This is a genomic window from Rhodococcus sp. NPDC056960, assembly GCF_042674125.1.
Classification (GTDB): domain Bacteria; phylum Actinomycetota; class Actinomycetes; order Mycobacteriales; family Mycobacteriaceae; genus Rhodococcus_F.
Genome location: NZ_JBHURF010000003.1, coordinates 373067 through 390294 on the forward strand (window position 1 = coordinate 373067; position 17228 = coordinate 390294).

Consider the following 17228-nt stretch of genomic DNA (forward strand, 5'->3'; position numbering starts at 1 on the left):
CGAGGCTTGCTCAAAATTTGCCGATCGTCTGTAGTGAGTTCCGGCAGCGGGCGTGGATGTTCCCTTGCCCCGGCATCCACCCTGCAGAAAGCGAACGAACTCATGTCTGATCAGAAGAGCGCCGCACAGCCCCACAGCCCCGATGTCGTCGTCGGCGCTCGCGTTCGGGTCCGTCGCGACCCCGATGCACTCGCGCCGGGTGTCGTGATCGAGGATTTCGCGGACCTGTCCCAGTCGGAAGGCCTGCTCGGACGCGATTGGGCGCCCGTGCACCGCTGGGCCGTCGCCCTCGACGACGGACGCCTCGTGTTCGCTGACGACGGCGAACTCGACCTCGACACCGAAGCGCAGCAGGCCGAGTGCGCCTGACTCACCCGAGTCGGTCGGCGATCTCCTGAAGTTGCTCGACCGTCCCCGCGGCGATGGTCCGCAGATGCTCGGTGACGACGGAGATCGGCCAGTCCCACCACGCGATCCGCACCAGCGCGGCGACCTCGGCTTCCGAAAAGCGATCCTTGATGTGGACGGCCGGGTTCCCGCCCACGACCGCGTAGTCCGGCACGTCCCGCGTCACCACCGAACCGGTCGACACGATCGCGCCGTGCCCGATGCGAACCCCGGGCATGATCGTCGCGTTGCCGCCGATCCACACGTCGTTACCGACGACGGTGTCGCCGCGCGACGGTAAGTCGGCGATCAGATCGGCATGCCGAGCCCACGGCCCTCCCATGATCGGAAACGGAAACGTCGAGACCCCGCTCATTCGGTGGTTCGCGCCGTTCATGATGAACGTCGTCCCCGTCGCGAACGCGCAGAATTTCCCGATGATCAGCCTGTCCGGACCGTAATGGTGCAGGACATTACGGGTTTCGAACTCCTCCGCGAACTCGGGATCGTCGTAATAGCTGAACTCCCCGACCTCGATCAGCGGATTGTCGATCAGCGGCTCGAGCAACACCACCCGTGGCTGCCCAGCAACGGGATGCAGGGTCATCGGGTCCGGCGCGGCATTCGTGGGCAAAGGTGTCTCCATTCCTCGCGCGCGTCAGCGCGCTCGCTTGTCGCGACAAGCGTCCGTAGTCCCTCCCTGTATAGCGCCGTACGGCACTGTGCCGCACGTGCTTTTGTGGGGGTGTCGGTTCCCTGTTGCGTCATGCCCAGATGCCGCCAAAACTTAGCCCGATTCGTGGACTCATCAAGAAACGCCCGCGTGACGGCGGCATTCCTCGCGAGTGTGTTCCCCTGCACCGCGTCGTCCCACTGCGCCAGGTTCGGCGGGCATTCCGGCACGCCCAGTAGAAGTCGAATGCCGCAACAACGTTCGCCCCGTACGTCGGTGAGCGCGCAGTCCGGGGCGCATCACCTTCGGGCTCAGCGCTGCCCCAATGCCTTGCGGGCCCGGTCGCAATCGCCGCGGTGACGGCTCTGCGTTCAGTCGTGGTCAGTCCCATCATCCGGCCCTATCCCTGGCCATCACACCGACGTGGTCGACACGCCGCTACGCGGGCACTTGGAGGCATTTGGACGAGTCAACGCGGGGTATTGCCTGGTCCGGAATCGGTTGCTAGACTCGAACAAAGTTTCGAATCACCTTGGGGGAGGTTGGTTGTGGGGGAGGCTGCATTGGGGGAAGGTGCGTTCGGGGATGTGGTGGCACCGGATCTGGCGGAGGTGCGGGCGTTCACCGCGCGGTTGCGGTGCGTCGAGGCCGGTGGGGACGCCGGGGCGGGGATCGATCTGCTCGATGCGATCGAGGCGTTGAAGTCGGTGGGCTGTGCCGCGCAGGCGGTGATCACCGACCACGTCGCGACATGTGTTCGGGCGGAGCGGCAGGCCGCGGGGCTGCCGCGGGCGGAGTGGGGTCGGGGGATCGGGTCGCAGATCGCGTTGGCGCGCAGGGAATCCCCGAACCGGGGTGGCCGGCATCTGGGGTTCGCTCGGGCGGTGGTGCACGAGATGCCGCACACCCTGGCGTTGCTGCGGTCGGGTCTGTTGAACGAATGGCGGGCCACCCTGCTGGTGCGGGAAACGGCGTGCCTGTCCGCATCCGATCGGGGCATCGTGGACCGCCGGTTGTGCGCCGACCCGGCGGTGCTGGACGGGGTCGGTGACCGCGGGCTGATCGCGCGGGCGGCGGCGTTGGCGGCCGAACTCGACGCCGCCGCGGTGGTGGCGCGGCACCGCAAGGCGGTCTCGGAGCGGCGGGTGACGACGCGGCCGGCGCCGGACACGATGGCGTACCTGAGTGTGCTGATGCCGGTGGCGCAGGCGGTGTGTCTGCAGGCGACGCTGGGGCGGGACGCGGACCGCCTGATCGCCACCGGACAGGGCGGTGGCCGGACCCGCAATCAGCTGATGGTGGATCTGTTGTTCGACCGCGGCACCGGACGGTCGGTGGCGGCGGGGGTGCCGGTGGCGGTGAATCTGGTGCTCTCCGATGACACCCTCCTCGCCGGGGGTTCCGAGGCGGCGCAGGTGCAGGGGTGGGGTCCGGTGCCGGCGGGGATCGCCAGACAGCTGGTGGCGGACGCGGTGGGTGCGGACGCGGAGGTGTCGCTGCGGCGGGTGTATGCGCGCCCGGGGTCGGGGGCGTTGACGGCGATGGAATCGCGGTCCCGAATCTTTCCGAAGAGTCTGGCGAGGTTGATCGATCTGCGGGATCGGACGTGCCGGACGCCGTGGTGTGATGCGCCGATCCGCCATCACGACCACATCCGCTCACACGACAAGATGGGTCGGACCAGTGCGGGCAACGGGTCGGGTGTGTGTGAGGCGTGTAATTACGCGAAGGAGGCACCGGGGTGGGTGGCCCGCCCGGTCACCCGCCGGGGTGGTCGGCATGCGATCGATCTCGGCACCCCGACCGGGCACCACTACCGATCCACCGCACCGCCGCTGCCGACTCCGACACACCTGCGCGCGTCATGAACGTGCGCCGAGTTGCCGCAGCGCGGCGTTTCTCACGCGGCGGTGAGAGCGAATACGCGCATGTTGCGGTGGGTGCGGTGTTCGTAGACGCCGTAGACACGGACCATGTCGTCGAATTCGCGGTAGATCCGCGTCCGTTCGGGTTCGGCGAGGAGAGTGGCGGTGACGGGGATATCCCTACCGCCGATCGTGACCGTTGCGTTCGGCTGCGCCAGGAGGTTCCCAGACCATGCGGGGTGGTGCTCCTGCCCGAAGTTGCTGCCGACGACGAAGATCTGCTCGCCTTCGCGGTAGTACAGCAGCGGGCTGGTCCGCGGCTTCCCGGACTTGCGACCCGTGGTGGTCAGCAGGACAACGGGTGCGGCGATGGGGCCGAGGATCGTGAATCGTCCCCCGCTCCTCTCGAGCAGTCGGCGGTCGACCCCGGCGAGTTTCCGGATCACCCACGATCCGGGCTTGGTGGCGGCGAACGCGGTCGCGGGTTCGCGGAGGAAGCTGGTCTCGCTGCCCCACCGGACGTCGGGGAAGGGTGATTCGGCCATACGTCATCTCACCGGCGGGCGGGAGCGGTGTCAATCGCCCCGCGCCGGTGGCCGGATACGCTATGGCCATGGCTGCGCCCGCGACACCTCCGCCTGCACGTCCCCTGCCGTCGAGCGTCTACATCGCCTCACCGGAGGGCGACACCGGAAAGTCCACCATCGCGTTGGGTGTCCTGCAGATGCTGTGTGCGTCGGCGGCCCGGGTGGGGGTCTTCCGTCCGATCGCGCGGTCGACGGAGGAAACCGACTACATCCTCGAGCTGCTCCTCGAACACACGACGGCCGACCTCGGCTACGAGGAGTCCCTGGGTGTCACGTACGAGCATGTCCACGCCGATCCGGAGGGTGCGCTCAGTGAGATCGTCGCGCGGTACCACCAGGTGGCGGCGCAGTGCGACGCGGTGGTGGTGATCGGCAGCGACTACACCGACGTCGCCAGTCCGAGCGAGCTGGGATACAACGCGCGGATCGCCGTGAATCTCGGTGCGCCGGTTCTGCTCGCCGTGCGGGGTGCCCGGCGCACCCCGGAGGAGGTCGCGCATCTCGCCCACCTCTGCATCGGGGAACTGACCGCCCACCACGCGCATCTGCTGGCCGTGATCGCGAATCGCTGCGACCCGGACGCACTCGATGCCGTCACCGAGGCGCTGGGGTCCACCGGTGTCCCCGCGTGGAGCCTGCCCGAGATGCCGCTGCTCATCGCCCCGACGATGGCCGAACTCCTCGATGCGATCGACGGCAGCCTGTTCAGTGGCGACCCCGAGTTGCTGCACCGCGAGGCGTTGCGGGTGCTGGTGGGCGGGATGACCGCGGAGCACATCCTCGAACGGTTGTCGGAGGGCACGGTGGTGATCGCGCCGGCCGACCGCTCCGACGTGCTACTGGCGATGGTGAATGCGCATGAGGCCGAGGGTTTTCCGTCGCTGGCGGGAATCATCATGAACGGCGGGCTCACTCCGCACCCGTCGATCGCGAAATTGATGGCGGGACTCAAGCCGCGGTTGCCCATTCTGACCACCACTTTGGGCACATTCGACACGGCGAGCGCGGCCGCTCAGACGCGGGGCCGGGTGGCGGTCGGTTCGCAGCGCAAGATCGACACCGCGCTGAGTGTGATGGAACTGCGAGTGGACGCGCCGACGCTGCTGGAACGGTTGAAGTTGCCGATCCCGTCGGTGGTGACCCCGCAGATGTTCGAGTACCAGCTGATCGATCGTGCCCGCAGGGATCGCAAACACATCGTTCTGCCGGAGGGCGGCGACGATCGCATCCTACGGGCTGCGGGCCGGTTGCTGCAACGACAGGTGGCGGAGCTGACCATCCTCGGCGACGAGGCGCAGGTGCGTCGTCGTGCGGCGGAGCTCGGCGTCGACCTCGGTGACTCTCAGGTTCTCGACCCCGGGACGTCCGAGCACGCCGTTCCGTTCGCGGAGGAGTATGCGCGGCTCCGCGCGCACAAGGGCATGTCCGTCGACCGTGCCCGCGAGGTGATGTCGGACATTTCGTATTTCGGAACGATGATGGTGCACTTGGGGATCGCGGACGGCATGGTGTCGGGCGCCGCGCACACCACGGCTCACACGATTCGTCCGTCGTTCGAGATCATCAAGACGCAACCGGGCGTGTCCACGGTGTCGAGTGTGTTCCTCATGTGCCTGTCCGATCGGGTGCTCGCCTACGGCGACTGTGCGGTGGTACCCGACCCGACGTCGGAACAGCTGGCCGACATCGCGATCTCGTCGGCGCAGACGTCGTCCCAGTTCGGTATCGATCCCCGCATCGCGATGCTGTCGTACTCCACGGGAGACTCCGGCAGCGGAGCGGACGTCGACAAGGTGCGTGCCGCGACGAAGCTCGTCCGTGAACGTCGCCCGGACCTGTTGGTGGAAGGTCCCATTCAGTACGACGCCGCCATCGAGCAGAGCGTCGCGGACAAGAAGATGCCGGATTCGGCGGTGGCCGGCAAGGCGACGGTGTTCATCTTCCCGGACCTCAACACCGGCAACAACACGTACAAGGCTGTGCAGCGCAGTGCCGGTGCCATCGCCGTCGGGCCGGTGCTGCAGGGTCTCAACAAACCCGTCAACGACCTGTCGCGCGGGGCGCTCGTCGAGGACATCGTGAATACCGTGGCCATTACCGCGATCCAGGCGCAGGGAGCACAGCAGTGAGCGAAGGCACCGAGGGTTCCGTGCTGGTCCTCAATTCGGGTTCGTCGTCGATCAAGTTCCAGTTGATTCATCCGGAGACCGGTGAGTCGTCGGCGTCCGGTCTCATCGAGCGGATCGGGGAGCCGGAGGGGCACATCGTCTATCGCCACCGCACCGGGGTGGAAGAGCGCACCGTGCCGATCGCCGACCATCGCGTGGGGCTGAGGTTGGTGTCGGACATCGTCGCCGAGGTCGGCCGTCCGCTGCGGGACGCGGGGATCGTCGCGGTCGGACATCGCATCGTCCACGGCGGCGACGTGTTTTTCGAGCCCACGGTCATCGATGACGCTGTGGTGCAGTCCATTTCGGACCTCTCGACCCTCGCGCCGTTGCACAATCCGGCGAACGTGATCGGCATCGAGGTGGCGCGGGAGGAGTTGCCGGACATCCCGCACGTCGCCGTGTTCGACACAGCGTTCTTCCACACCCTCCCCGCGGAGGCGTCCACGTACGCGATCGACCGGAAGGTGGCCGAGGAGCACGCCATCCGGCGGTACGGCTTCCACGGGACCTCGCATCAGTACGTGTCGGCGCAGGCGGCCGAGTTCCTGGGTAGGGACCTGTCGGAGCTGAACCAGATCGTGCTGCACCTGGGGAACGGTGCGTCGGCGTCCGCGATCCGCGGCGGGCGGGCGATCGACACGAGCATGGGTCTGACCCCGCTCGAGGGACTGGTGATGGGCACGCGCTCCGGCGACGTCGATCCCGGTATCCTCCTGCATCTGTACCGCGGGGGGATGGGCGTCGACCAGATCGACGACCTCCTGAATCGGCATTCCGGTCTCAAGGGGCTGTCGGGGGTCAACGACTTCCGGGCGCTGCTGGCGCTCGTCGGCGAGGGTGACGGAGACGCGGCGTTGGCCTACGACGTGTACGTGCACCGTCTCCGCAAATACATCGGCGCCTATCTCGTGGAATTGGGCGGCGTCGACGTCATCACGTTCACCGGGGGAGTCGGCGAGAACAATGTCGACGTCCGCCGGGACAGTCTGGCCGGGCTGGCGCGTCTCGGGATCGTCGTCGACGACGACCGCAACCGGGCGAATTCCCGTGAAGCCCGCCGCATCTCGGCGGACGAGTCCGGTGTCGAGGTCTTGGTGGTGCCCACCGACGAGGAACTCGCGATCGCGCGCGCGGCGGCGGAGTTGATCGGCGCCTGAGGATTACAGCAGGCTCCTGGGCCTGATGGCATTGGCCAGATCCACCAGCGTGTACCGGTGGGTGCGCTCGGGGGCGTTGCGGGCCAGCGCCCGCAGGCCGGCCTCGGCGCCCTTGCGCAGCCCTCGTTCGGTGAACGGCACGCCCAGGATAGTTTCGGTTTCGGTCGCCGAACTGTGACCGGTCCGCACCCAGTCCAGCGCCGTGCCCAGCACGAGGGTTCGCATCTGCAGCGCCCTGCTCTCCTCGGGTGCGAGCGCGGTGACGCGGAGCGCGGCCTCCCGGAGGGCGGACTCGTCGATCTCCTCGATAGGCCTGCCCGACAACAACATCAGGACACTGGTCATCCGGGCCATCGTGAAGTGCCGGGAGGTCACGGGAACCTGGTCGAGGGCGCTGACGGCACCGGCGAGGTCGCCTCGTTCGGTGAGTTGCCGGGCCAGTCCGAACGCTGCGCTCACCATGCTGTGGTCGGTCCGCCACACCGTCCGGTAGTACTTCTCGGCGAACGTCCGCCACCGAGGATGATCGTCGCTCTCGCAGTGCGGCAGAATCAGTTCGGCGGTGGCCGCCAGCGCAAGCTTGGGTGCCGTCTCGCCGGGCATCGCCTGGAGTACGGATTCGAACTGGGAGAACGCGGTCTCGTATTCGCCGTCGATCAGCGTCGTGAGTCCGGCGTACCAGTCGACGCGCCAGTTGCCGCCCATCTCCTCCTGCACGCCGGCGAGGAGTCCGCGGGCGGTGTCGGCGTCGCCGAGATCGAGGTGCGCTTTGATTTCGGCGAGCGTCAGTTCCCGGGAGAACGACACGTCCGCGTCGCCGACGACCCGCTCGATCCCGCTCTCCCGGGCGTGCCGGATGGAATCCAGCGTCTGCTGGGGTTCGCTGTGCACCGCGGCGGCGAGCAGCGGGGCGTTGGGATCGGCCGGGTCGATCAGCGGCACCGCCAACGCCTGGGCGACGGACAGCGGGTCGAGGTTCCGGTCTCTTTCGACGCCGTCGACGTAGACGTCGGTCTGCTCGACCGCGTCGTCGGTGCCGAACGTGGTTCGCTGCTTGCTGAACACGGTGGACAGCCCGGGATGCTCCTCGCCGGTCTGCTGCGCGAGCACCTCCCGCAACACGGCCGTGAGCTGACCTGCCATCTCCTCGGCCGACGCGAACCGCCGGGTCGGATCGGGGTTGGTGGCGCGCAACAGGAGTCGGTGGAAGAATTCGTACTCGGCGAGGAGCGGCGCGTCCTCGGGAGACGGGATCCCGTCGAGATAGCGGCCCTTGTCGGACGGCATGTCGAGCGTCAGCACGGCGAGTGTGCGCCCCACCGTGTAGATGTCGGAGGCCACGGTGGGGCCGGTCCGGACGATCTCCGGAGCCTGGTACCCGGGCGTGCCGTACAGGTAGCCGTAGTCCTCGATGCCGGCGACGGCACCCAGGTCGATCAACTTGAGAGCGTCCTCGGTGACCATCACGTTGTCGGGTTTGAGGTCGTTGTACACCAGCCCGGTGGAGTGCAGATATGCCAGTGCGGGCAGGATTTCGAGCACGTAGGCGATGGCCTGCTCGATCGGCATCCGCTCGGGTCGTGCGTGCGTCGACAGGACGTCCCGCAGCGAATGACCGCCCACGTACTCCATGACGATGTAGCCCATCGGAGTCCCGTCCGCACGGGGATGCTCCACGAAGTTGAAGATCTTCACGATGCTCGGGTGGGCCACCTCGGCGAGGAACTGCCGTTCGGCCACCGCGACGGCCTGAGCCTCGGCGTCGCCGAAATGCAACAGGCCCTTGAGCACCACCCACCGGTCGCTGACATTGCGATCGATGGCCAGATAGATCCAGCCGAGACCGCCGTGCGCGATGCAGCCCTGCACCTCGTACTGGCCGCCGATCAGGTCGTTCCGGCCGAGGAGCGGCCGGAAGTCGAATGTGGCTCCGCACGAGGGGCACACGCCGAATTCGGAACTCTCGGACACGGCACCGGCGCGGCCCACCGGCTTGTTGCATTTCCAGCAGAACCGCTTGTCCTCCGGGACCTTAGGGTCGGTCATCACGGCCGACGCCGGGTCGAGTGTCGTCACCACGGGAACCTCGACGAGACCCCCGCCGAGACGCAGACGCTGACCGGAACGGGTGCGCGGCGACCGCGTCGAGCGTCCGGTGCCGGACGCGCCGGACGGCCGGGACGTGGGTGCCGCCTGCGTGGCCGGGCCGTCATCCGATGTGGGGACCGCCGCCTGCGTTGCCGGGCCTTCGTCGGCCTCCCGGACCGCGGCCTGGGTCGCCGGGCCTTCGTCGGCCTCCCGGACCGCGGCCTGGGTGGCGACGTCCGGGGTGGACTCCGGATTCTTCGAATGCTGCGGCATACGTCCCCTCAGTCCTGGTACACGGCGGGCGGCGGGCCCGGAGACGGTCCCAGCATCGACAACCATCGGTCGTACATCTCGGTCCAGGTTCCGTCGCGGCGGATGCGTTCGAGGGTGCCGTTGACGAATCGCACCAGGTCGTCGTTCGCCTTGGTGATGCCGATGCCGTACGGTTCGGCGCCCATGCTGTCGCCGACGATGTCGAGGTACGGGTCCTGGGACGCCAGGCCGGCGAGGATCGTGTCGTCGGTGGTCACCGCGTCGACCTGTCCCTGCTGCAGGACCACCAGGCAATCCGACCACATGGGAACCGTCAGGATGTCGGCCTTCGGTGCCACCTGCTGCAACCGTGTCAGCGACGTGGTGCCGTTGACCACGCAGACCCGTTTGCCGTCGAGGTCGGCGGCACCGTGGATGGGCGAGCCCTTCACGACGAGCACCCGTTGCTGCGCTGCGAAGTACTCGGACGAGAACGCCACCCGTTCCTTGCGGTCGCAGGTGATGGTCATCGTCTTCGCCACGATGTCGACCATCGACTCCTGGAGTGCCTTCTCCCGATTGGCCGACGTGAGGATGCGGTAGTCGAGCCGATCGGGGTCGCCGAACAGGTCCCGCGAGATCTCCCGGGCGACATCGACGTCGAAGCCCTCGATGGCACCGGTGGTGGGGTCGCGGAAACTCATCAGGTTGCTGCCCGTGTCGAGGCCGACGACGAGACGCCCCCGCGCGCGGATGGCGTCGACCGTCGGCATCTGGGCCGCGGAGTCGTCGGGGAACGGACGCAGGCTCGCCGTGGGGTCACCGCAGTCCTCGGCGGGAGTCGTCGGCGCAGCGCCGGCCTCGGGGGCAGGTGTCGCGGCCGCGGGCAACGGGGGTTCGGTGTACGAGACACTCGGCGATCCGACGTGCTCCGGACTCGACTGGGCACATCCGCCGATCAGGACCACGGCCGCCAGGAGCAGCAGCACGATCGGGCGGCGCCTCACTGGTATTCCCGCAACCGAGGCCACAACCCGATGATAATTCCGGCGAACGCGATCAGTGTCAGCACGAGGGCACCCGAACCGAGCGCGGTCAGCACGCGCGCCGCGGACGCGACGTGGGATCGCAGATGGTCGCGAGCGGCCGCGATTCCGTCGGTCAGCGCGTCGTCGACGGCGGTGAACTGGGCCGCGGAGTCGGCGGGTCCCGGCCCGATGGCCACCGCTGCCGCCGAGACGAAGTCGCCCCGGGCGAGGATCTCGTTCATCCGGTCGTGCGCCGAGGACCAGTCGGTCCACGCCTGCTGGGCCCGGGCCACCTCGTCGCGACCGACCGTTCCGGCGTCCTTCGGGTAGTTCGCCAGGACGGCGTCGAGCCGGCTGGACTTGTCCTCGAAGACGGCGTCGTAGTCACCGTTCGAATCGCGGCGGACCAGTTTCAGCGTCTCCTCGGTGCGCGCCTGCTGGGCGAGGATGCGCGCCGCGGTCAACTCGTGCATCGGGCGCGCACCCTGGGTGAGTGCGCGATTGGTGTCGACGGAGGAGACGAGCCCGGCCACCAGCATCCAGACCAGGAGGATCGCGGTGCACGCGGACGCCAGCATCAGCCCGAGATTGAATGTCCGCCGGCTGAGTCTAGCGAGCACGACCTGGACGACGATCAGTGCGACGAGCGCGATCAGCACCAGGATCAGCGCGAACCAGGGCGGCCGCGAATAGTCCCGCTGGGTGTCCGCGACGTCGGATTCCTGCAGGGCGTGCAACTCCTGCGCCATCGGCAGCATGCTCGTCTGCATCAGCGTGGAAGCCTCGCTGAGATAGGCGGCGCCGACCGGATTACCGACGCGATTGTTGGCCCGCGCGGTCTCGACGAGACCCGAGTAGACACTGAGGTCGCTGGAGATGGAGGCGAGCAGACGCCGGCTGTCGACGTCGCTCGCGGCGAGTCCGCCCGACGCGTACACGAGGTCGGCGGACGCGGTGCCGATCGCCTGCGAATACGTGTCCCGCAGTTCGGGCGGTTCGAGACCGCCGGAGATGAACGCCGTCGTGGCCGCGGCATCTGCCACCGACAGGGCGCTGTACAGGTTCTGCGCCGAGAACGACAGCGGTTCCGTCTCGGCGAGGACGGTGTCGAGCGTGGCTTCCCGGCCGTTGACGGTGGATGCGGCCACGAATCCGGCGAGGAGGGTGAGCAGGACCAGGAGGGCGCCGAGTGCGGTGAGTTTGGCCGGAGTCGATGCGAGGAACGCGCGCAGTTCCTTGCGGCGCGCCACCGCGGGGTCGACGTCGTCGTCCGCGGCGGCAGACAGTGCGCGGCTGCCGGTGGGTTCGATCGACGGCGCCTCACGCAGAACCACCTCGCACCCCTCCCGTGTCACGGCCGCACCTTGGTGGGGAGCATATAAGCAGCAGTCGGTTCCCGGCTGCCGACGGGCAGTTCCGGGAGAAACCGTTAGTGTGAGGGAACTGCAGGGTGACCCATCAGGTCGGACAGGGGTAGTCGATGCGTGGTGACGGTGACGGCTGGGCAACCGGGCCGGACGGCAGTCGTCATTGGGGCAAGCACGGTGCGGCCGGGTTGTTGCTGCGTGCGCCGCTGCCGGACGAGACGCCGGCCGTGCTGCTGCAGCACCGGGCTGCGTGGAGCCACCAGGGCGGGACGTGGGCGTTGCCCGGCGGTGCCCGGGACAGTCACGAGACCACCACCCACGCCGCGGTCCGTGAGGCGCACGAGGAAGCAGGCATCGACAGCGCGGCCATCCGCGTCCGCACCGAGGTCGTCACCATGGAGGTGGCGAGCGGCTGGAGTTACACCACGGTGATCGCCGACGCCGAGCGCCCGCTGCCGACCGTTCCGAACGGGGAGAGCACCGAACTCCGCTGGGTACGGGAGACCGACGTCGCCGGCCTGCCCCTGCACCCCGGATTCGAAGCGGGATGGCCGCGACTGCGCACCACCGAGATGCGACTGCTGCTCGCGAGGCACGACGTGCTGGGGGAGCGCGGTGCGTTGCCGCAGCTGTCGAAGGCGCTGCCCCGCACGGTGCGCCTGCCCGACGGCACGTACGGGTGGCTGCCGCGCATCGAGGTGCTCGAGTCGGCGGACACGGTCGGGCTGCTCACCGAACCGGTCGGCCACGGCACCACGCTGGGCACGGTCACCGCGGTCGTCGCCACCGACCCCGACCTGGTCGAACAATTGCCGGCCACCGTCGTGGTCCTGACGCCGGCGACGGTGCTGGGCTGGCTGGATCAGCCGTAACTAGGCGTTCTGCTGCAGGAGGGCCGACAGCGAGCGTGCGGCGGCCTGCGGGTCGCGGGCCTCGGTGATCGCGCGCACGACCACGATGCGGGTCGCCCCGGCGGCGAGGATCTCCGGAACGCGGGCCTCGTCGATGCCGCCGATCGCGAACCACGGGCGGTTGGTCGCCGAGTCGGCGGTCGAACGCACCAGATCGATGCCCGACGCGGTCCGGCCGGGCTTGGTGGGCGTGGCCCACACCGGCCCGGTGCAGAAATAGTCGACGCCGTCCTCGATGGCCGCGAGGCTGGCCTGCGCGCGGCTGTGGGTGGATCGGCCGATCAGCACGTCGGAACCGACGACGGTCCGCGCGTACGGAACGGGCAGGTCACCCTGACCGAGGTGCAGCACGTCCGCCCCGGCCGCCAGCGCCATGTCGGCGCGGTCGTTCACCGCGAGCAGCGCACCGTGCCGCCTGGCCGCGGCCGCGAGCACCGACAGCGCCGCGAGTTCGTCCCGGGCGTCCATCGTGCCGAACTTCTTCTCGCCGGCCGAGCCCTTGTCCCGGAGCTGGATGATGTCGACGCCACCGGACAGCGCGGCTTCGGCGAACTGCGCCAGGTCGCCCTTCTCGCGCCTGGCGTCGGTGCACAGGTACAAGCGCGCCGCTCCGAGGCGGCGCCGACGGTCGGTGAGGTTGCTGTGGTGCGTGGTGGTCACGGCATGACGGTAGCCTCTACGGTGAAAGTGCAACACGGGAGTCCCGGGGAACGTGGGGCTGAGAGGGGCTCACGCCGAGCCCGACCGTCATACCTGACCCGGATCATGCCGGCGCAGGAAGTGAGGTGGAGTTCATGGCGAGATCGGTATCCGTCGTCGGAGGCGGAGTGATCGGCCTGTCCATTGCGTGGCGCGCAGCCCGCAACGGCTGGTCGGTGAAGCTGTACGACCCGTCGATCGGTTCGGGAGCGTCCTGGGTGGCGGGCGGAATGCTCGCCCCGTTGTCCGAGGGCTGGCCCGGTGAGGAGAGCGTCCTCGAACTGGGGAGCGCATCGCTCGACCGGTGGCCCGAATTCGGGAAGGAACTCGAGGCCGGGGCCGGGGTCGACCTGTTCACGTCGGAGAGTTCGCTCACCGTCGCCCTGGACGGTGCGGACGCCGAGGACCTGCGGACCATCGCGGAATGGGTGGGTGAGCAGGGGCGGGACCTGCAGATCCTGAACCGCGCCGAGGTCCGGGCCCTCGAACCGATGCTGGGCCGCGGAGTCCGGCTGGGGCTCTTGGCCGTCGACGAACTGGCTGTCGACAACAGGCTGCTGCTGCAGGCGTTGCGGCGCTGTGCCGTCGACGCGGGAGTGGAGCTGATCGGTGAGGCCGTGCAGAGCCTCGACGGGCTCGACACGGACCAGATCGTGGTCACCGCCGGCATCGCGTCGCCGGCCCTGTGGCCGGGACTTCCGGTCCGGCCGGTGAAGGGCGAGATCCTGCGGTTGCGGGCCCGTCCCGGGGTGACCCCCGCGCCGGGACGCACCATCCGCGGCAGCGTCCACGGCCGGCCCGCGTACCTGGTGCCGCGCGCCGACGGCATCGTCGTCGGAGCCACCCAGTACGAATCGGGCAACGACACACAGGTCACGGTGGCCGGTGTCCGCGACCTGATCGCGGATGCCGAGGCGCTGATGCCCGCGATCGGCGAGTACGAACTGCGCGAGACCGCGGCGGGTCTGCGCCCGATGACCCCGGACAATTTGCCTCTGATCGGCCGGGTGTCCGATCGTGTGGTGGTGGCGACGGGGCACGGCCGCAACGGCATCCTGCTCACCCCGGTGACCGCCGACGCGACGGTGGCACTGTTGGAGGGCTCGGCACTGGTCGAGGCGAAAGCCGCCGACCCCGAACGTTTCGAGAAGGTAGCGAGGTAAGAGATGAGTGAGCAGCAAGTAGTGGTGCCGATCGGCATCAGTGTCAACGGCGAGGACCACGAGTTCGCGGAACCGCTGACCGTCGCCGGGCTGCTGGAGGTGCTGAACCTGCCGTCCAAGGGCATCGCGGTGGCGGTGAACGGCGCGGTGTTCCCGCGCGCCCGGTGGGACGAACTGGTGGTCCGAGGCTGGGAGATCGAGATCCTCACGGCGGTGCAGGGTGGCTGACGCGACTCCCGGCCTGCAGAAGGGCCTCACCATCGCGGGACGGACGTTCGGGTCTCGATTGATCATGGGCACCGGCGGCGCCGCCAACCTCACCGTGCTCGAGGAGGCCCTCGTGGCGTCCGGCACCGAGCTGACCACGGTCGCGATGCGCCGGGTTGACGCCGCGGGCGGCACCGGCGTGCTGGACCTGCTGCGCAGGCTCGACATCGCGCCGCTGCCCAATACCGCGGGGTGCCGCGGCGCGGCCGAGGCGGTGCTGACGGCGCAACTCGCCCGCGAGGCGCTCGAGACCGACTGGGTGAAGCTCGAGGTCATCGCGGACGAACGCACCCTGATGCCCGACGCCATCGAGTTGGTCAGCGCGGCAGAGCAACTGGTCGACGACGGCTTCGTCGTCCTGCCGTACACCACCGACGATCCGGTGCTGGCCCGCAGGCTCGAGGACGTCGGGTGTGTCGCCGTGATGCCGCTGGGCTCGCCGATCGGCACCGGACTCGGCATCGCGAATCCGCACAACATCCAGATGATCGTGGAGGGTGCCGGGGTGCCCGTCATCCTCGACGCCGGCATCGGGACCGCCAGCGACGCGACCCTCGCGATGGAACTCGGCTGCGACGCGGTGCTGCTGGCTACGGCCGTGACCAGGGCTAAGGATCCGGCGCTCATGGCGTCCGCGATGCGCGGAGCCGTGGTCGCCGGGTACGAGGCACGGCACGCCGGCCGCATCCCCAAGCGATTCTGGGCGCAGGCGTCGTCGTAGTTCTCGGGGTTCCGTCGGGGTCCCGCTCAGGGTCCGACCGGTACCAGGGGACGAGTCGGGAGTAGACCTGCGGCCGATGCGCGCCGGCCGCAGGTTCCGGCATCCTTCTCATCATGATTGAAGTGAGGGGACTGACAAAGACCTTCGGTGCGACGAAGGCGGTGGACAACCTGACGTTCACCGTGAAGCCGGGTATGGTCACCGGCTTCCTCGGCCCGAACGGTGCAGGCAAATCGACGACCATGCGCATGATCCTCGGGCTGGACCGTCCCACGGCGGGCAGCGCGCTGATCGACGGCAAACCGTACAGCGACCTGGTGCAGCCGCTGCGGACGGTGGGGGCCCTGCTCGACGCGAAGTGGGTGCACCCCAACCGGTCCGCCCGCGCCCATCTGCAGTGGATGGCGGCGTCCAATTCGCTGCCCAAGAGCCGGGTCGACGAGGTGCTGCACCTCGTCGGGCTGACCGAGGTGGCGGGCAAGAAGGCCGGCGGGTTCTCGCTCGGCATGTCTCAGCGACTGGGTCTGGCCGCCACGCTGCTCGGCGACCCGAAGGTGCTGCTGTTCGACGAGCCGGTCAACGGACTCGACCCGGAAGGCATCGTCTGGATCCGCAAGTTCATGCAGCGTCTCGCCGCAGAGGGTCGCACCGTGCTGGTGTCGAGCCACCTGCTGTCCGAGATGGCGCTCACCGCAGAACATCTGGTGGTCATCGGGCGTGGGCGCCTGATCGCCGACACCACCGTTTCCGAGTTCGTCAGCAAGTCCTCGGAATCGACTGTGCGCGTGCGCAGTCCGCAGCTGGACGCACTGCGCAGTGCGCTCACGTCCACGGGTCTCACCGTCCGCGAGGACGGATCCGACGGACAGCAGGCGCTCGTCGTGGTGGATTCGAGTACGGACGCCGTCGGCGCGATCGCCGGTGCGCAGGGCATCGTTCTGCACGAGTTGGCATCTCAGCGGGGATCGCTCGAGGACGCCTTCATGAAGTTGACCGGAGACGACGTGCAGTACCACGCAGAGGGCGTCGAAGATGTGATGAGGGGTGCACTGTAATGGCTGTTCTCAATGCCGAACGGATCAAGATCACGTCGACTAGGTCGCCGTGGTGGTGCACTGTCATCATCATCGTGCTGGGCCTCGGTCTCGCGGCGGTCATCGGGCTGAGCGCGAAGGCCAGCATCAACTCCTTCAACAACCAGATCGCGGACGGTAAGCGACCCGACTTCGACCCGTTCCTGCCGCAGATGGCGGACGCCGTCGGCGGTGTGTCCGGGTTCGGCGTGCTGGTCCTGATGATCCTCGCCGCACTGGCCGTGACCAGCGAATACCGCTTCGGGGTCATCCGCACCACGTTCCAGGCCATCCCGAACCGGGCGTCCGTCCTGATCGCGAAGGCCGGTCTGATCGGCGCATTCGGTGCCGTGCTGACGTTCGTTCTCACGTTCGGCGCGTACGCCATCGCGAAGGCGACCGCCGGCGACGAGGCGGGAGCCGCCCTCACGCTGTCGGGTGACGACGCGTGGCGGTCGATCTACGGCGTCCCGATCTACGCGTTCCTGTGCGTGGTGCTCGCCGTCGGCGTCGGTACGCTGCTGCGCCAGTCGGCGGGCGCGATCGCCCTGCTGCTGCTGTGGCCGCTGCTGATCGAGAGCCTGTTCAACCTGTTCGGCTCGTTCGGCACGAAGGTCATGCCGTTCCTGCCCTTCCTCAACGCCAACAACTTCCTGGGGGCGCAGCAGGGAGTCGAATTCCACTGGGGTCCGTGGGGCAGCCTCGTGTACTTCGCGGTGTTCGTCTTCGTGATCTTCGGGGCCGGTCTGGTGGTCGTGAACAAGCGCGACGCCTGACACCCGATACAGTACTTTCGCCCTGCTCCTCCGCCAGGTGATC

The 17228-nt window shown here is 68.5% G+C and carries 16 protein-coding genes and 1 riboswitch; of the genes, 10 read left to right on the top strand and 6 right to left on the bottom strand.

Annotated features, from left to right (window positions below; genetic code table 11):
* Positions 1 to 102: 102 nt before the first annotated feature.
* Complete coding sequence (locus tag ACFTWF_RS06895) at positions 103 to 369, top strand: hypothetical protein (RefSeq protein ID WP_378460506.1); 267 nt, start codon at positions 103 to 105, stop codon at positions 367 to 369.
* Between the two features lies 1 nt (position 370).
* Here ACFTWF_RS06895 and ACFTWF_RS06900 read toward each other — a convergent pair whose 3' ends face one another.
* On the bottom strand, positions 371 to 1033 hold the full coding sequence (locus ACFTWF_RS06900; RefSeq protein ID WP_378460507.1) for a CatB-related O-acetyltransferase: 663 nt from the start codon (positions 1031 to 1033) through the stop codon (positions 371 to 373).
* A gap of 575 nt (positions 1034 to 1608) precedes the next feature.
* On the opposite strand from ACFTWF_RS06900, the gene ACFTWF_RS06905 reads away from it, so the two are divergent.
* Positions 1609 to 2928 (top strand): HNH endonuclease, encoded by a 1320-nt coding sequence (locus ACFTWF_RS06905; protein ID WP_378460508.1) that lies wholly within the window; start codon positions 1609 to 1611, stop codon positions 2926 to 2928.
* Positions 2929 to 2960: 32 nt separating this feature from the next.
* Here the strand turns inward: ACFTWF_RS06905 and ACFTWF_RS06910 are convergent, their stop codons facing one another.
* Positions 2961 to 3470 carry a nitroreductase/quinone reductase family protein gene (locus ACFTWF_RS06910; protein WP_378460509.1) on the bottom strand — a complete coding sequence of 170 codons (510 nt, stop codon included), beginning with the start codon at positions 3468 to 3470 and terminating at the stop codon, positions 2961 to 2963.
* 62 nt (positions 3471 to 3532) lie between these two features.
* Here ACFTWF_RS06910 and pta point away from each other — a divergent pair, with 62 nt between their 5' ends.
* Both pta and ACFTWF_RS06920 read left to right on the top strand, forming a co-directional pair.
* Entirely contained in the window at positions 3533 to 5641 is a 2109-nt protein-coding gene (gene pta / locus ACFTWF_RS06915) for a phosphate acetyltransferase (protein WP_378460510.1), read from the top strand.
* Positions 5638 to 6840, top strand: coding sequence for an acetate kinase (locus ACFTWF_RS06920; RefSeq protein ID WP_378460511.1), 1203 nt, complete (start codon positions 5638 to 5640; stop codon positions 6838 to 6840). The genes pta and ACFTWF_RS06920 overlap by 4 nt, the downstream gene beginning before the upstream one ends.
* Positions 6841 to 6843: 3 nt before the next feature.
* On the opposite strand, the gene ACFTWF_RS06925 is transcribed toward ACFTWF_RS06920, so the two are convergent.
* Genes ACFTWF_RS06925 through ACFTWF_RS06935 form a run of 3 tightly spaced genes read right to left on the bottom strand, consistent with a single transcriptional unit; the run spans position 6844 to position 11563 of the window.
* Complete coding sequence (locus ACFTWF_RS06925; protein ID WP_378460512.1) at positions 6844 to 9201, bottom strand: tetratricopeptide repeat protein; 2358 nt, start codon at positions 9199 to 9201, stop codon at positions 6844 to 6846.
* Between the two features lie 8 nt (positions 9202 to 9209).
* Positions 9210 to 10187 (bottom strand): glutamate ABC transporter substrate-binding protein, encoded by a 978-nt coding sequence (locus tag ACFTWF_RS06930; RefSeq protein WP_378460513.1) that lies wholly within the window; start codon positions 10185 to 10187, stop codon positions 9210 to 9212.
* Positions 10184 to 11563 carry a hypothetical protein gene (locus ACFTWF_RS06935; RefSeq protein ID WP_378460514.1) on the bottom strand — a complete coding sequence of 460 codons (1380 nt, stop codon included), beginning with the start codon at positions 11561 to 11563 and terminating at the stop codon, positions 10184 to 10186. The genes ACFTWF_RS06930 and ACFTWF_RS06935 overlap by 4 nt, the downstream gene beginning before the upstream one ends.
* Before the next feature lie 125 nt (positions 11564 to 11688).
* Here ACFTWF_RS06935 and ACFTWF_RS06940 point away from each other — a divergent pair, with 125 nt between their 5' ends.
* The gene (locus ACFTWF_RS06940) at positions 11689 to 12447 is read left to right on the top strand and encodes an NUDIX domain-containing protein (RefSeq protein WP_378460515.1); all 759 of its coding nucleotides are present in this window, start codon (positions 11689 to 11691) and stop codon (positions 12445 to 12447) included.
* Here ACFTWF_RS06940 and thiE read toward each other — a convergent pair whose 3' ends face one another.
* Entirely contained in the window at positions 12448 to 13146 is a 699-nt protein-coding gene (gene thiE, locus ACFTWF_RS06945) for a thiamine phosphate synthase (RefSeq protein WP_185725367.1), read from the bottom strand.
* A 24-nt stretch (positions 13147 to 13170) separates the two neighbouring features.
* Positions 13171 to 13283, top strand: a riboswitch (TPP riboswitch).
* Between thiE and thiO the strand changes: the two genes are divergently transcribed.
* The 5 genes from thiO to ACFTWF_RS06970 all read left to right on the top strand — a co-directional run bounded on the left by thiO (position 13281) and on the right by ACFTWF_RS06970 (position 17185).
* Positions 13281 to 14348: a glycine oxidase ThiO gene (thiO, locus tag ACFTWF_RS06950; protein ID WP_378460516.1), complete on the top strand. Its 1068-nt coding sequence runs from the start codon at positions 13281 to 13283 to the stop codon at positions 14346 to 14348. (Overlaps the previous riboswitch by 3 nt.)
* A gap of 3 nt (positions 14349 to 14351) precedes the next feature.
* On the top strand, positions 14352 to 14576 hold the full coding sequence (thiS, locus tag ACFTWF_RS06955) for a sulfur carrier protein ThiS (RefSeq protein ID WP_378460517.1): 225 nt from the start codon (positions 14352 to 14354) through the stop codon (positions 14574 to 14576).
* On the top strand, positions 14569 to 15336 hold the full coding sequence (locus ACFTWF_RS06960; RefSeq protein WP_378460518.1) for a thiazole synthase: 768 nt from the start codon (positions 14569 to 14571) through the stop codon (positions 15334 to 15336). Before thiS ends, ACFTWF_RS06960 begins: the two co-directional genes overlap by 8 nt.
* 113 nt (positions 15337 to 15449) lie before the next feature.
* On the top strand, positions 15450 to 16391 hold the full coding sequence (locus ACFTWF_RS06965) for an ABC transporter ATP-binding protein (RefSeq protein WP_185725363.1): 942 nt from the start codon (positions 15450 to 15452) through the stop codon (positions 16389 to 16391).
* Complete coding sequence (locus ACFTWF_RS06970) at positions 16391 to 17185, top strand: ABC transporter permease (RefSeq protein WP_378460519.1); 795 nt, start codon at positions 16391 to 16393, stop codon at positions 17183 to 17185. Before ACFTWF_RS06965 ends, ACFTWF_RS06970 begins: the two co-directional genes overlap by 1 nt.
* Positions 17186 to 17228 lie beyond the last annotated feature (43 nt).

Coding starts and splice junctions, on each gene's coding strand:
- ACFTWF_RS06970 (WP_378460519.1), top strand. CDS start 16,391: ATGGCTGTTCTCAATGCCGAACGGATCAAGATCACGTCGACTAGGTCG.
- ACFTWF_RS06965 (WP_185725363.1), top strand. CDS start 15,450: ATGATTGAAGTGAGGGGACTGACAAAGACCTTCGGTGCGACGAAGGCG.
- ACFTWF_RS06910 (WP_378460509.1), bottom strand. CDS start 3,470: ATGGCCGAATCACCCTTCCCCGACGTCCGGTGGGGCAGCGAGACCAGC.
- thiS (WP_378460517.1), top strand. CDS start 14,352: ATGAGTGAGCAGCAAGTAGTGGTGCCGATCGGCATCAGTGTCAACGGC.
- ACFTWF_RS06895 (WP_378460506.1), top strand. CDS start 103: ATGTCTGATCAGAAGAGCGCCGCACAGCCCCACAGCCCCGATGTCGTC.
- ACFTWF_RS06940 (WP_378460515.1), top strand. CDS start 11,689: ATGCGTGGTGACGGTGACGGCTGGGCAACCGGGCCGGACGGCAGTCGT.
- ACFTWF_RS06925 (WP_378460512.1), bottom strand. CDS start 9,201: ATGCCGCAGCATTCGAAGAATCCGGAGTCCACCCCGGACGTCGCCACC.
- pta (WP_378460510.1), top strand. CDS start 3,533: ATGGCCATGGCTGCGCCCGCGACACCTCCGCCTGCACGTCCCCTGCCG.
- ACFTWF_RS06900 (WP_378460507.1), bottom strand. CDS start 1,033: ATGGAGACACCTTTGCCCACGAATGCCGCGCCGGACCCGATGACCCTG.
- thiO (WP_378460516.1), top strand. CDS start 13,281: ATGGCGAGATCGGTATCCGTCGTCGGAGGCGGAGTGATCGGCCTGTCC.